A 13,483-nucleotide genomic window follows, 5' to 3' on the forward strand; every position below is an offset into this window, starting at 1 on the left:
CCGGCTGACGGCCCGTCACCGGCGCACGTGGTCGCGGAAGCCGCGACCCGTCTTGCGGCCCAGGCACCCGGCCGCCACCAGGTGCTCCAGCAGCGGTGCGGCGGCCAGGCCGGGCTCGCGGAACTCCTGGTGCAGCACCTTCTCGATGGTCAGCGAGACGTCCAGGCCGACCACGTCCAGCAACTCGAACGGGCCCATCGGGTAGCCGCAGCCGAGCTTCATCGCGGTGTCGATGTCGTCCACCGTGGCGTAGTGCTCCTGGAGCATCCGGACGGCGTCGTTGAGGTACGGGAAGAGCAGCGCGTTGACGATGAAGCCGGCCCGGTCACCGCACTCCACCGGGTGCTTCTTCACGCGCGCGCAGAGCTCCAGCACGGTGGCGGTGACGTCCGGCGCGGTCAGCACGGTGGAGACCACCTCGACCAGCTTCATCGCCGGGGCCGGGTTGAAGAAGTGCATGCCGATCACGTCCTGCGGCCGCGAGGTGGCGGTCGCGCAGCTGATCACCGGCAGCGAGGAGGTGGTGGTGGCGAGCACCGCGCCCGGCTTGCAGATCTTGTCCAGGGTGGCGAACAGCTCCCGCTTGACCGCCAGGTCCTCGGCCACCGCCTCGACCACCAGGTCGGCCTCCGCCAGCTCCTGGTACGAGCCGGCCGGGGTGACCAGGGCCAGCGCGGCGTCGCGCTGCTCCTCGGTCAGCCGGCCGCGCTTGACCGAGCGCTCCAGCGAGCCGGCCAGCTGGGCCTTGGCGGCGTCCGCCTTGGCCTGGCTGCGGGCGGTGAGCACCACCTGGTAGCCGGCCTTGGCGAACACCTCGGCGATGCCGGTGGCCATGGTGCCGGAGCCGCAGACGCCGACGGTGCGCACCTCGCGCCCGGCCGGGCGCTCGACGGCGGCGGCGCCGGCCTCGGCCACCACCCTGGAGGAGCCGGGGGCCTGGTAGGTGTAGAAGCCGCGCCCGCTCTTGCGGCCGAGCAGCCCGGCCGCGACCAGCTGGCCGAGGATCGGGGCGGGGGCGTGCAGCCGGTCCCGGGACTGCTCGTACATCGCCTCCAGGACGGTGCGCGCGGTGTCCACGCCGATCAGGTCGAGCAGTGCCAGCGGGCCCATCGGCAGGCCGCAGCCGAGCCGCATGGCGGCGTCGATGTCCTCCCGGGTGGCGTACTTGGACTCGTACATCGCGGCGGCCTGGTTGAGGTAGGCGAACAGCAGTCCGTTCACCACGAAGCCGGCCCGGTCCCCGGCGGCCACCGGCTCCTTGCCCAGGTCGCGGGCGAACTCGGCGGCCTGCTCGGCCACCTGAGGGGTGGTCAGCACGGTGCGCACCACCTCGACCAGCTTCATGGTGTGCACGGGGTTGAAGAAGTGCAGGCCCAGCACCCGCTCGGGGCGGCTGGTGGCGGCGGCGATCCGGGTGACCGAGAGCGCGGTGGTGCCGGTGGCCAGCACGGTCTCCGGCGGACAGATCCGGTCCAGCTCGGCGAACAGCTCCCGCTTCAGCTCCAGCTGCTCCGGGACCTCCTCGATCACCAGGTCGGCGGTGGCGGCGGCGTCCAGCTGGTCGCCGACCGAGACCAGCGCGAGCAGGGCGGTGCGCTCATCCTCGGTCAGCCGCTCCCGGCGGACGGCGGCGGCGGTGGCCTCCTCGATCCGGGCCAGCGCGGTGGCGGCCTCGGCGGGGCCGGCCTCGATGCCGATCACCCGGCGGCCGCTGCGGGCCACCGCGACGGCGATGCCGGCACCCATGGTGCCGAGGCCGACCACGGCGACGGTGGGGAAGGGACGCTCCATTGTCCTGACTCCTTGTCATGGGGACCGCGCCGCCCTCCCCGGCCCGGCGCGCGGCTCGTCGTCGAGCGGCGGCCCGTGTGGGGCGGGGGAGGAGGGTGTGGCGGCGCGGAGGCGGGAGATGACGGTTGCGGCGTCACGCGGGCAGGCCGGTCCGCTCCGGCTCTGGCGTTGGACTGCCGTGGTTCTCAGGCGCACTGGTGAGGTGTGCCGGGTCCGCCAGGGTGCGATGGCACGGCGGACGCGGCCCCGCCGGTGCGGCTCCCGAAGCCCGGCGGTGGTGCGTGCGGGTCACTGTAGCGAAGTTACTTCCAGGTAGGAAGAGTTCGGAGGTGACAAGGCATCGGTGAATTTCCGCCGGGACGCGGCTTCCCCGCGCGCGGAGGGCGATGCTCGGCCGGTAGGCAGGGACAGGCGTAGGACACGAGAGTCGGGGACAGGACATGAACGACTTCGGCACGGCGGAGCGGATCGCCCAGATCAAGGCGGCCTCCGACCGACTGGGCGCACTGATCGCGGAGCTGACCGACGAGCAGGCGCGGGAGGCCACCGAGCTGCCCGAGTGGACCAGGGGCCACATCCTGGCCCACCTGGCCGGCATGGGCCCGGCCTTCGCCCGCCAGGCGGAGTACGCGCTGCGCGGCGAGCAGATCGCCGTCTACGACCGGGGCCCGGCCTCCCGCAACGGACTGATCGAGGCCAACCACGACAAGCCGGCCCAGTGGCTGCGGGACGCCTTCGCCCAGGGCTCCGAGACGCTCTTCGCGGCCTGGGAGAAGCTCGGCGAGGATGACTGGCAGCTCCCCAGCCCCTACCGGGGCAGCCTGCTGGCCACCCAGCTCTCCTACTGGCGCGAGGTCGAGCTGCACGCGGTCGACCTCGGCCTCGGCTACCGGATCGACGCGGTCACCGACGAGCTGGCAGACCACCTGCTGCAGTTCCTCGCCGTCCGGCTGCCGGCCGGGGTGGCGGCGGTCCCGGGCGACGGCGGCCCGGCGATCGGCGACCCGCAGGCCACCGTGACGGTCCGCGGCACCCGCCGGGAGCTGGCCGGCTGGCTCTCCGGCCGCCCGGCCGCCACCGCGCCCACCGCGGACGGCTCGGCCGTCCTGCCGGAGATCGGCGACTGGCCGTGACGGCGTAGCGAAAGCACGAGGGCCCCGCCTCCCGGAACGGGAGACGGGGCCCTGATGCCGTGTCAGGTCAGTGCGCCATCACCGGGACGGCGTCCTCCTGCGCGGCACCGGCGGCCGGGGCCTCCGGCTTGCCGGTGTTGATCAGCAGACCGGCGATCGCGGCCGCCAGCACCATGATCCCGAAGGACCACCAGATGGCGGTCTGGAAGCCGTGCACCATGCCGTTCAGGCCGAACAGCTGCGGGTTGCCCGCGGCCTGGGCGGCGTTGTCCTTGAGCCAGGCCGTGGTGGCGCTGGCCGCGATGGTGTTGAGCAGCGCGGTGCCGATGGCGCCGCCGACCTGCTGCGAGGTGTTGACCATGGCCGAGGCCACGCCCGCGTCCCGCGGCTCGACGCCGTGGGTGGACAGGCTCATGGCCGGCATGAACGAGGTGCCCATGCCGAGGCCCATCAGCACCAGGCCGGGCAGGATCAGCGAGACGTACTTGGTGTCCACGTCGATCTGGGTCAGGATCAGCAGGCCGAGCGAGGCGAGCAGGAAGCCCGGGACCATCAGCATCCGGGGCGCCACCTTGGTCATCAGGCGGGCGCCGATCTGGGTGGAGCCGGTGATCATGCCCGCCACCATCGGCAGGAAGGCCAGGCCGGTGACGATCGGGGTGTACTTCAGCACGACCTGCAGGTAGTAGGTCAGGAAGAGGAACAGGCCGAACATCCCGATGATCGCGACGCCGAGCGAGGCGTAGACGCCGGCCCGGTTCCGCTCGGTGACCACGCGCAGCGGCAGCAGCGGGGCCTTGACCTTGCTCTCGACCAGGACGAAGGCGGCCAGCAGCACGGCGGCGGCGACGAACAGACCGATCGTCACGCCGGAGCCCCAGCCGTCCGACTCGGCCTTGGTGAAGCCGTAGACCAGGGCGACCAGGCCGGTGGTGACCAGCAGCACGCCGGGCACGTCGAGCTTGTTGCGGTTGCGGCCCTCGGCGGGCTCGCTGATCACCATCACGGCGCCGGCTATGGCGACCAGGGCGAACGGGATGTTGACGTAGAAGGTCCAGCGCCAGTTCATGTACTCGGTGAGCAGGCCGCCGAGGATCAGGCCGATGGCACCGCCACCGCCGGCGATGGCGCCGTAGATGCCGAAGGCCTTGGCGCGCTCCTGGCCGGAGGTGAACATCACCGCGAGCAGGGAGAGCGCGGCCGGCGCGAGCAGGGCGCCGAAGACGCCCTGGAGGGCGCGGGCGCCGAGCAGCATCGCGGTGTTGACCGCGGCGCCGCCGAGCGCCGAGGCCAGGGCGAAGCCGATCAGGCCGACGATGAAGGTGCGGCGCCGGCCCCAGAGGTCGGCGATCCGGCCGCCGAAGAGCAGCAGCGAGCCGAAGGCCAGCGCGTAGGCCGTGATGACCCACTGGCGGTTGCCGTCGGAGATGTGCAGGGCGGTCTGCGCGGAGGGCAGGGCGATGTTCACGACGGTGGCGTCGAGCACCACCATCAGCTGGGCCAGGCCGATGAAGACCAGGGCTTGCCAACGGCGCGGGTCGGGCGCCGTGTTGGTTCCGGACAAGGGGATACCCACTTAGGTGCGAGAGCGTGCGAAAGACGAGCGGTGTGCTCGGGAAGAAGTCACGGGACGCGCTCGGGCTCTGCCGGGCGCGGGTTTCCGACGGAACGTCAGTGCTTGTGGCGCTTGAGGTCCTCCATGGCCGCAGGACGGCCGGGCAGTTCGGAGCGGGCCGGGGCCCGCATGCCGTCCAGCAGGAGCAGCAGGTGGCGGCGGGACCAGCCCTCCGCCGTGAGGCAGCCGGTGCCCGGCAGCGGCCTGGTCAGTTGGGTCACCGCGACAAGGTAGTCGCCGACACCGACATCGGTGCGGAAGACCCCGGCCTGCTGGGCCCTGGTGATCACCTCGGTCACCAGGGCCATCAACTCCGCACCGGCCTGGGCCAGTTCGGGATGGTCCGGATCGGCGTGCTCACTGACCAGCGGGCAGAGCGCGCTGATCTGCTCCTCGGCGGCGGCCATGGTGAAGCGCACCACGGCCTGGAAGGCGTCCGCCTCCTCGGCCATGGCGGCCCGGGCGTGCTCGGAGACGCGGCGCATCACCGAGCAGGCGACGTGGTGGACCAGCTCGCGCCGGTCGGCGAAGTTCCGGTAGACGGTCGCGTTCCCCACCCCGGCCCGGCGGGCGATCTCGTCCAGCGGGACGTCCGGCCCCAGCTCGACGAGGGCCTCGCGGGCCGCGTTGACGATCCGCTCCCGGTTGCGGGAGGCGTCGGCCCGCAGTCGTGGTGCGCTCGCCTCGGTGGCGGTGGCTGTCATCGGTCCAACTCCTCTCCGACCCCCGTTACCGGGGACGGATTCCCCGGATGTTCAGAACATAGCGTCAAACGGGGAGGATGTCCCCGGATATTTCGAGCCGCGGTGTGACCTGCGTCATGTCTGGCGCCGCACTTCTTGACAGGACACCGGCAGCTGTGACGGGGTGGCTACCCGATGGAGTGGCACCGCACCGCCGGGCGAGTGACACGGGCCCGGCACCCGCCCCGCGCGCGGGCAGCATGAGCGGCATGAACAGCGCACCGTCGCGCGCCGAGCGCGCCGCCCGGGCCCGCCTCGTCGCCTCCCGGCTGACCGCCCAGGGCGTGGACGGAGTCGCCGTCAGCTGGGTGGACAACTCCGGGATCGGCCGGGTGAAGACCTTCCCGGTCGGGCAGTTGGAGCACGCCGCAGAGTGGGGCGTGGGGGCGGCGCCCTGCTTCGACGTCTTCCTGATGGACGACTCGGTCACCTCCAGCCCCTTCACCCGGGGCCCCGACGGCGACCTGCGGCTGATCCCCGACCTGGACCGGCTGGTGCCGCTGGCCGCCCAGCCCGGCTGGGCCTGGGCCCCGGCCGACCGCTACGCCCAGGACGGCACCCCGCACCCGGGCTGCCAGCGCCGCTTCGCGGCCCGGATGGTCGAGGACGCCGCCCGGCGCGGGCTGACCCTGAGCACCGGCATCGAGGTCGAGTGGGTGGTCACCGACGCCGCCGGCGCCCCGGCCACCACCGCCCCCGCGTACGGGCTGCACCGCTTCGCGGACTTCTCCGACTACCTGCGGGACGTGCTCCGGGCGCTGGGCGAACAGCAGTTGACGGTGCTCCAGCTCCACCCCGAGTACGCGCCGGGCCAGTTCGAGGTCTCGGTGGCCCCGGACGGGCCGCTCGGCACCGCCGACACCACCGTCCTGGTGCGCCACACCATCCGGGCCGTCTCGGTCCGGCACGGCCTGCGGGCCGGTTTCGCCCCCGCGCTCACCCCGGAGGGCGTGGGCAACGGCGGCCACCTCCACCTCAGCCTCTGGCGGGACGGCCGCAACCTGGGCAACGGCGGCTCCGGCCCGTACGGCCTGCACCCCGCCGCCGAGTACTTCCTGGCCGGGGTGCTCGACCACCTCCCGGCCCTGCTGGCGCTGGGCGCCCCGAGCGCCGCCAGCTACCTGCGCCTGCGGCCCTCCCGCTGGTCCGGCCCGTACCGCTGCTGGGGGCTGGAGAACCGGGAGGCGGCGCTGCGGCTGATCACCGGATCCACCGCCGGGCAGGCCAACGCCGAGGTCAAGTGCTTCGACGCCACCGCCAACCCCTACCTGCTGGTCGGCGGGGTGATCGCGGCCGGGCTGGACGGGCTCGACGCGGGCAAGCCGCTGCCCGGCGAGGTGAGCGGCGATCCGGCCGAACTCGGCACGGTGGAGCGGCTGCCCGCGAGCCTGGGCGAGACGGCGGACGCCTTCGAGGCCTCGGTGGTGCTCCGCGAGGCGCTCGGCGCCCAGCTGCACGCCGCGGTGCTGGCGGTCCGTCAGGCCGAGGCCGGGCTGTTCGCCGACCGGGCCCCGGAGGAGGTCATCGCGGCCACCGTCGGGCGCTACTGAGGCCCGGCGCCCTTAGCGGAACTGGCGCTCCGTCGGAAGACCTACCTCCCGGTAATCGCCCGTCCGTGGCCACAGCTGACGGAGATCGGGTGTTGTCCTGGCCGCGACGACGGGCCGCTCCCTAGTGTCGTTGGTGAAGGAACGAACGCACACGGAGCCGAGGAGAGAGCGCCATGGGCCGCAGAGCCGTCAGACCGTAGGCCCGGCGGGTTCGCGCAGCCGCTTGCTGTGCCGGGCGACCCGTACCCGGTTCCCGCAGGTGGTGGTGCACCACTCCCGCCGCGCGTGGCTCCGGACGAAGTACAGGATGCAGCCCGGTGCCGGGCAGGCCCGGACCTGCTCCGCGGCCGGGCCGGTGAGCAGCTCGACGCCGGAGGCGGCGATCTCGCCCAGGGCCACCAGCCGCAGGTCGGGCTCGGTCCAGCGGGCCGTCGCGGTGCCGCCGTCGGGTGCGAACTCCAGCCATCCGGCGGCCAGTCGGGCGGTCCGGTTCACCACGGCCAGGGCCGGATGCGACGCGGCGGCGCCGGCCACCAGGGTGCCCGAGAGCTCGCGCAGTGCGGCGCGCAGCTCCCGGTAGCGCTCCAGGTGACCGGGGCCGGCCGGCAGGTCGTCCAGCAGGGCGGCCAGGCCGGGCCGCAGCCGCGCGCCGAGCCGGGGCAGGCAGGAGCGCAGCCAGTCGTCCAGCTCGGCGGGCTCGGTCAGGGCGTCCATCAGGGTGCCCCGGGTGCCGCCGTGCACGTAGGTCGTGTTGACAAGGTCGAGTGCGAGCGGTTCGCCGGTGAGGGGCAGTAGGTCCGTCGCCGTCCGGGTGCCGCGCTGCCGAGTCGTGCTGCTCATGAGCCCATCATGCCTCTCCGCCCGCCGCGTCCGGTCCCGGTCTCGGAGGAGGCGCGAAGGCCACCCTCCAGCTAATGTGTACCATGCCGAAAAGGCATTAGCAGCGTCTCGCGACGAATCCGAGGGAGTCCTCATGACCAACCTCTCCGCCCCGCCGGCGGCACCGTCCGCCGCCCAGCCCGTCCCCAAGGCGAGCCCGTTCGCCTCCAAGGCCCCGGCCCGGCCCGCCCTCTCCGCCATCGGCGTCGGCACCCTCGGCTCGGTGGCGGCCCTGGTCGCCCTGGTCGCGATCGGCGTGGCCCTGCACCAGATCGTGCTGATCCCGCCGCTGGCGGCCAGTGCCGCGCTGGTCTTCGGCGCGCCCGCACTGCCGCTCTCCCAGCCGCGCAGCGTGATCGGCGGCCAGCTGATCTCCGCGCTGGTCGGCTTCGTGGTGCTCGCCGTGGCGGGCCACTCGATGTGGGCCGCCGGGGTGGCCGGCGGTCTGGCGCTCGGCGCGATGATGCTGGCCCGCACGCCGCACTCGCCCGCCGCCGCGACCGCCGTGATCGTGGTGCTGACCCAGCCCCACACGGTGAAGTTCCTCGCCCTGCTCGCGCTCGCCACCGTGGTGCTGGTGGTGGTCGGCATCGTCGCCGGGCGCAGCGGCAGGACCGCCAAGTACCCGAGCTACTGGTGGTAGCCACCACCGCCCGCTGAGCCCCGCACCGCTGAGCCCCGCACCGCCGCGCACCACCCCGCTGTGCACCATCCCGCCGTGCTCCACCCGCCCCCCGACCACTTGTGAGGAGCCACCTGATGGCCGTTCAGATCGCCGGCATCGAGATCCCGGACAGCAAGATCGCCAACGAGGCGACCGAGCTGATCCGCGAGGCCACCACCGACCTGGTGTTCCACCACTCCCGCCGGGTCTTCCTCTGGGGCGCCCTCCAGGGCGAGCGCCGCGGCCTCACCGTCGACCGCGAACTCCTCTACGTCGGCGCGCTCTTCCACGACCTCGGGCTCTCCGAGCAGTTCCGCGGCTCGGGCCGCCGCTTCGAGATCGACGGGGCCGACGAGGCCCGCAACTTCCTGCTCGGGCACGGCGTGCCGGAGGAGTCCGCCCGCCTGGTCTGGGAGGGCATCGCGCTGCACACCACCCCCGAGATCCCCACCTACATGGCCCCCGAGGTGGCCCTGGTCACCGCCGGCGTCGAGCTCGACGTGCTCGGCATCGGCTACCACGACGTCTCCGACGAGGTCCGCGCGGCCGTCACCGCCGCGCACCCCCGGCCGGGCTTCAAGCAGCAGATCCTGGCCGCCTTCAACGAAGGCATCGCCCCCCGCCCCGCCACCACCTTCGGCAACATCAAGGCCGACGTGCTGGCCCACTTCGACGCGGACTTCGTCCGGCCGAACTTCGTCGAGGTGATCCTGCAGTCCGACTGGCCGGAGTGAGCCCCGGCTCGTGACGGCCGCCCCCGTGACCGACGACCGGTCACGGGGGAGACCATGCAAGGCAACTTGGAGAAGGAACGTGAACCCCACCAGCACCTTCCGAACCACCGCCCCGGGCCGCCGGTTACCGGCCGTGGTGACGGCGGCCGCGCTCGGCGCGGCCCTCCTCACCGTGGCGACCGGCGCCCCCGCGGAGGCCAGGAGCGACCTGGCCGCCCCCCGGCCGGGGGACAACGCCGTCCTCCAGTGGAACACCCAACTGCTCGACGCCCTGAGGACCGCCACCGCGACCTCCGGCAAGAACACCCCGCCCCCCGTCGGCCCCCGGGCCATGGGCGTCCTGAACGCCTGCGTCTTCGACGCCTGGGCCGCCTACGACGGCCGCGCCCGGGCCACCCAGCTGGGCGACCGGCTGCGCCGCCCCTGGTGGCAGCGGACCTCCGCCAACGAGCGGGCCGCCGTCAACTACGCGGCCCACCAGGCGCTCAACGACCTCTTCCCCGCCCAGCGCGCCACCTTCGACAAGAAGCTGCGCGAGCTCGGGTACGACCCGGCCGCCGCCCGGCCCGACGCCACCGTGGAGGAGGCCCGCCGGGCCGGCACCCCGGCCGCGGTGGCCGGCGCCTCCTGCGGCGCGGTGCTGCGCGACCGGCACGCCGACGGCTCCAACCAGCTAGGCACCCCGCCGTACTCGGCCGCGCCCGGCACCTACGTCCCGGCCAACCCGCCGCAGGACGAGAACCACTTCGACCGGGCGGCCCTGGTCCATCCGGAGCGCTGGGCACCGCTGGTGCAGAACGGCGTCGTCCAGCAGTTCATCACCCCGCAGTTCCCGGACGTCCGGCCGTTCGTGCTGAAGGACCCGGCCTCCTTCCTGCCCGCCCCGCCGCCCGCCCCCGGCACCCCGGAGTCGGACGCGGCCATCGCGAAGCAACTGGAGCGCAACGCCGCCCTGACCGACCGTCAGAAGGCCATCGCCGAGTACTGGATGTTCCCGGCGGAGACCTCGGGCGGCATCACCCTCGACTGGGCCCGCTACCTCTCGCACCGCGACCGGCACTCGCTGGACGAGGACGTCAAGATGCACTTCGCGCTCGGCCTCGCCGAGGCGGACGCCGGCGTGGTGATCTGGGACTCCAAGCGGACCTTCGACTACGCCCGCCCGATCACCCTGATCCGGTACGAGAAGTCCGGGCAGCAGGTGCGCGGCTGGGGCGGCCCGGGCCAGGGCACGCAGACCTTCGACGGCTCGCAGTGGCGCCCCTACCTGCCGACCCCGGCCTTCGCGGCCTACGTCTCCGGGCACACCGGCTTCACCGCCACCGGGGCCGAGCTCCTCAGGCTCTACACCGGGAGCGACGCCTTCGGCGGCTCCGCGGTGGTCAAGGCGGGCAGCTCGAAGTTCGAGCCCGGGCACCCCGCCACCGACGTGCGGCTGTCCTGGCCGACCCTCAGTGCCGCCGCCACCGAGGTGGGCACCTCCCGCCTCTACGCGGGCGTGCACTGGGAGTTCGACCACGAGGCAGGCACCGCAGTAGGACACCAGGTCGCCCGTGCGGTCTGGTCCGAGGCCCAGCGGTTCATCAACGGAGGCTGACGCACCCGGGCCTCGGTGACCCGGGGCCGCACCGCGACGGCGGAGCGGCCCCGGGTTCTGCCGCTTTCAGCTGCCGGGGCGCTGCTGCTGACTGCTCTTCGGACTGCACCACTCGGTGATGGTCTGCTTGGGCTTGTACGCGTGTTCGGTCAGTGCCCGGTCGCCGGCGGCCGACCCGAACCAGGTGCTGAACGAGCGGAACCACCGCTCGTCGCCCAGGTACTGGTCGAGTGCGTGGTCGATCTGCAGGCACAGGGCGCTGTCCTCGGGGCGCAGGGCGATGCCGTAGAGCTGGGGCGAGGACCCCGGGTCGTAGTCGATGTACCGGTACAGGTCCCTTCCCGGAGTGGCGATGCTGCGGCCCAGGAGGATCACCGCGTCCGACAGGAAGACCTGGTCCGAGTGGTCGCGGATGGCGGTCAGGCAGTCGTCGGAGTTCTGCCGGGGGATCGCGTTGAAGGGCTTGTCCCCCCGGCCCTCCGGGCCGAGGAGCTTCCTCACCGCGTCGGCGGCCGTGGTCTTCTCCACGTAGCAGACGTTCAGGTTCTTCAGTCCGTCGAGGTCCGCCCTGGTCAGCGGGCTGTCCTTGCCGACCATGATCCCGAGGCTGGTCTGCAGGTAGGGGCCGGCGAAGATGTGCGTCGCGTTCCGCTCCAGGGTGTAGGAGATCGTCGAGACGGCGACCTGGATCTTCCCCTTGTCCAACTGGGCTTCCCAGCTGTTCACGTTGATCGGGGAGAACGTCACCTGGCGGCCCAGCAGGTCGCTCAGCACCGCCTTGACCATGGACGGCTCGAAGCCCACCGGCTCGCTCGCATCGGCCGGCAGCTGGCTCAGGTTGGGCTGGTTGTTCTTGAACCCGACGATGAGTTGGGGGCTCGGCGTCGACCGGCTGGGGCTGGGCGAGGCCGTGTTCGATGCGGGAGGGGAGGGACTGGGGTCCACCCGCCCCGTCCCGGGCCCGCAGGCGCAGAGCAGCAGGACCAGGACCAGCCCGTTTCCGGTGCTCAGAATTCTCCGCAACAAGTCGGCCGTCACTTCCCGGAGTTGTGGAACTTGGCCAGCTGGATGTACGCCGTCAGCTCGCAGTTGCGGTCCGGATGCACCGTCAGGAGCAGGTCCACCTGTTTCACCTTGGGCGGGATCCGGACGGTGACGGTGTCGCCGCTCCTCGCTTTGGTGGGTTCACCGGGTCTGTTCCGGTCCTTCGCCGGCACCACGTCGCCGAGCCGCAGCACGTCGAAGGTGGAGGCGCCGCAGTCGCCGAGTCCGGGATACCGGTCGACCAGTGCGACGCTGATGTCCAGGCTGTTGAGGTTCTTCGGTACCGCCAGCCGGGCGGTGGCCGTGAGGGTGGGCTCGTTCCGGTCGGCCGGCCAGTCGATCTGACTGGTCACGTCGACCGGTTGGTCGGCGAAGTAGTGCTGCCCCGCGATCCCGATCGAGACGGTCAGGGTGGCGGCCATGAGCAGCGCGGCGACCGCGTAGCCGGGGCGCAGCGTCCAGCGGTTGAAGGCGATCACGCTGCTGGAGAGCAGGGTGGCGGCGGCCAGGATGAAGGTGCCGGCGGCCAGGCCGTCGGCACCCAGCGCGACGGCCCGCCAGACGCCGAGGGCGGCGCTGGCGAGGACGAGTGCGGCGAGGACGGCGCCGGCCGATTCGCGGAGCTTGGACCGGTGCGCGGGGGTGGCGGGAGGTGCGGGTGTGCCGGAGGCGGGGCCGGCGGGCGGCGGTGGGGGAGCGGCCGGCCCGGAAACCCCGTTCGAGGTCGGTGGCATGGCCACGAGTATGGCGGCGGCACGGCCGGTGCGCACACGGATTCGAGGATTGATGAAGTGTTTGAAAAAGCCTACGCAGAAAGGGTGTTGAGGAGTATGACGATCCGTCAGCGGGTCTGCGGCTTGCCGCTCAGGTCCGGCACGTCCTGCAGCCAGGCCGGGCGGCCCGCCCGGGTGGCCGCGGCCCTGGAGGCGGCGGTGTGCGCCAGTTGCTCGGGGGTGGGGAAGTCCTCCGGCAGCCAGGCCGCCGACTCGGCTGCCCGGGCCGCCAGTTGGGTGACGTAGGCCTCGCGCAGCAGCTCGGTGGAGTCGAAGCCCGGCTCGTCCGCCAGCCACTCCTCGGGCACCAGGGCGACCACCTCGCGCAGCAGCTCCGGGGTGACCAGCGGGGCGAGCGCGGCGTCGGCCGCCTTGACGTCCGGGGCGTACCGGCCGAGCGCGTGCTCGCTGAGGTCGTAGCGCTTGAGCAGCGAGGCCGCCGCGCCGGACCAGCGGTGGTGGAAGACCAGGCCCGCGCCGTTGTCGATCAGCCAGAGCTTCCCGTGCCAGACCATCAGGTTGGGGTTGCGGTAGCTGCGGTCCACGTTGGCGGTGAGCGCGTCCAGCCAGACGATCCGGCCCGCCTCCACCGGGTCGACCTCCAGCAGGCCGTCCGTGAAGTCCCGGGCGCCGGGCAGGTAGTCCATGCCGAGGTTGTGCCCGGCGCTGGCCCGCAGGATGTCCTGGATCTCCTGGTCCGGCTCGTGCGCGGCGACGGCCGGGTCGAAGTCCACCAGCACCAGTTCGGGCACCCGCAGGCCGAGTCGGCGGGCCAGTTCACCGACGATCACCTCGGCCACCAGTGCCTTGTGCCCCTGGGCCGCACCCGCGAACTTGACCACGTAGGTGCCCAGGTCGTCGGTCTCGACGATGCCGGGCACGGAGCCCCCGGCGCGCAGCGGGTCCAGGTAGCGGAGAGCGGTCACCTCGGTCAGCACACCGGCCAGCCTAACCCGGTGC

12 protein-coding genes are annotated in these 13,483 nt (G+C 72.9%); 5 read left to right on the forward strand and 7 right to left on the reverse strand.

Features of this window, described 5'->3' with window-relative positions; translation table 11 throughout:
- Positions 1–15 precede the first annotated feature (15 nt).
- On the reverse strand, positions 16–1,791 hold the full coding sequence (locus ACWEPF_RS04295; protein WP_345290790.1) for a 3-hydroxyacyl-CoA dehydrogenase family protein: 1,776 nt from the start codon (positions 1,789–1,791) through the stop codon (positions 16–18).
- A 440-nt stretch (positions 1,792–2,231) separates the two neighbouring features.
- Here ACWEPF_RS04295 and ACWEPF_RS04300 point away from each other — a divergent pair, with 440 nt between their 5' ends.
- Positions 2,232–2,924, forward strand: coding sequence for a maleylpyruvate isomerase family mycothiol-dependent enzyme (locus ACWEPF_RS04300; RefSeq protein WP_452171344.1), 693 nt, complete (start codon positions 2,232–2,234; stop codon positions 2,922–2,924).
- Between the two features lie 67 nt (positions 2,925–2,991).
- On the opposite strand, the gene ACWEPF_RS04305 is transcribed toward ACWEPF_RS04300, so the two are convergent.
- Positions 2,992–4,494 carry an MFS transporter gene (locus tag ACWEPF_RS04305; protein ID WP_452171363.1) on the reverse strand — a complete coding sequence of 501 codons (1,503 nt, stop codon included), beginning with the start codon at positions 4,492–4,494 and terminating at the stop codon, positions 2,992–2,994.
- Between the two features lie 101 nt (positions 4,495–4,595).
- Entirely contained in the window at positions 4,596–5,243 is a 648-nt protein-coding gene (locus tag ACWEPF_RS04310; protein WP_345290787.1) for a TetR/AcrR family transcriptional regulator, read from the reverse strand.
- 239 nt (positions 5,244–5,482) lie between these two features.
- On the opposite strand from ACWEPF_RS04310, the gene ACWEPF_RS04315 reads away from it, so the two are divergent.
- A complete protein-coding gene (locus tag ACWEPF_RS04315) occupies positions 5,483–6,832 on the forward strand; it encodes a glutamine synthetase (RefSeq protein WP_452171345.1) in 1,350 nt (449 codons plus the stop codon).
- A gap of 189 nt (positions 6,833–7,021) precedes the next feature.
- Here ACWEPF_RS04315 and ACWEPF_RS04320 read toward each other — a convergent pair whose 3' ends face one another.
- Positions 7,022–7,672, reverse strand: coding sequence for a CGNR zinc finger domain-containing protein (locus tag ACWEPF_RS04320; protein WP_452171346.1), 651 nt, complete (start codon positions 7,670–7,672; stop codon positions 7,022–7,024).
- Positions 7,673–7,805: 133 nt separating this feature from the next.
- Between ACWEPF_RS04320 and ACWEPF_RS04325 the strand changes: the two genes are divergently transcribed.
- The 3 genes from ACWEPF_RS04325 to ACWEPF_RS04335 all read left to right on the forward strand — a co-directional run bounded on the left by ACWEPF_RS04325 (position 7,806) and on the right by ACWEPF_RS04335 (position 10,706).
- Positions 7,806–8,354, forward strand: a complete 549-nt coding sequence (locus ACWEPF_RS04325) for an HPP family protein (RefSeq protein ID WP_452171347.1) — start codon at positions 7,806–7,808, stop codon at positions 8,352–8,354.
- A gap of 116 nt (positions 8,355–8,470) precedes the next feature.
- Positions 8,471–9,109: an HD domain-containing protein gene (locus tag ACWEPF_RS04330; protein ID WP_452171348.1), complete on the forward strand. Its 639-nt coding sequence runs from the start codon at positions 8,471–8,473 to the stop codon at positions 9,107–9,109.
- A 79-nt stretch (positions 9,110–9,188) separates the two neighbouring features.
- Positions 9,189–10,706 carry a vanadium-dependent haloperoxidase gene (locus ACWEPF_RS04335; RefSeq protein ID WP_452171349.1) on the forward strand — a complete coding sequence of 506 codons (1,518 nt, stop codon included), beginning with the start codon at positions 9,189–9,191 and terminating at the stop codon, positions 10,704–10,706.
- Positions 10,707–10,772: 66 nt separating this feature from the next.
- Here the strand turns inward: ACWEPF_RS04335 and ACWEPF_RS04340 are convergent, their stop codons facing one another.
- From ACWEPF_RS04340 to ACWEPF_RS04350, 3 genes are all read right to left on the reverse strand, one after another.
- Positions 10,773–11,729: a transporter substrate-binding domain-containing protein gene (locus tag ACWEPF_RS04340; protein ID WP_452171350.1), complete on the reverse strand. Its 957-nt coding sequence runs from the start codon at positions 11,727–11,729 to the stop codon at positions 10,773–10,775.
- A gap of 11 nt (positions 11,730–11,740) precedes the next feature.
- Positions 11,741–12,484: a hypothetical protein gene (locus ACWEPF_RS04345; RefSeq protein ID WP_452171351.1), complete on the reverse strand. Its 744-nt coding sequence runs from the start codon at positions 12,482–12,484 to the stop codon at positions 11,741–11,743.
- Between the two features lie 107 nt (positions 12,485–12,591).
- Positions 12,592–13,461, reverse strand: a complete 870-nt coding sequence (locus ACWEPF_RS04350) for a HipA family kinase (RefSeq protein ID WP_452171352.1) — start codon at positions 13,459–13,461, stop codon at positions 12,592–12,594.
- Positions 13,462–13,483 lie beyond the last annotated feature (22 nt).

The sequence above is a fragment of the Kitasatospora sp. NPDC004289 genome (assembly GCF_053602875.1).

Excerpts from the sequence above, each read along its gene's own strand:
- ACWEPF_RS04295 (WP_345290790.1), bottom strand. The coding sequence starts at position 1,791 with ATGGAGCGTCCCTTCCCCACCGTCGCCGTGGTCGGCCTCGGCACCATG.
- ACWEPF_RS04300 (WP_452171344.1), top strand. The coding sequence starts at position 2,232 with ATGAACGACTTCGGCACGGCGGAGCGGATCGCCCAGATCAAGGCGGCC.
- ACWEPF_RS04310 (WP_345290787.1), bottom strand. The coding sequence starts at position 5,243 with ATGACAGCCACCGCCACCGAGGCGAGCGCACCACGACTGCGGGCCGAC.
- ACWEPF_RS04315 (WP_452171345.1), top strand. The coding sequence starts at position 5,483 with ATGAGCGGCATGAACAGCGCACCGTCGCGCGCCGAGCGCGCCGCCCGG.
- ACWEPF_RS04320 (WP_452171346.1), bottom strand. The coding sequence starts at position 7,672 with ATGAGCAGCACGACTCGGCAGCGCGGCACCCGGACGGCGACGGACCTA.
- ACWEPF_RS04325 (WP_452171347.1), top strand. The coding sequence starts at position 7,806 with ATGACCAACCTCTCCGCCCCGCCGGCGGCACCGTCCGCCGCCCAGCCC.
- ACWEPF_RS04330 (WP_452171348.1), top strand. The coding sequence starts at position 8,471 with ATGGCCGTTCAGATCGCCGGCATCGAGATCCCGGACAGCAAGATCGCC.
- ACWEPF_RS04345 (WP_452171351.1), bottom strand. The coding sequence starts at position 12,484 with ATGCCACCGACCTCGAACGGGGTTTCCGGGCCGGCCGCTCCCCCACCG.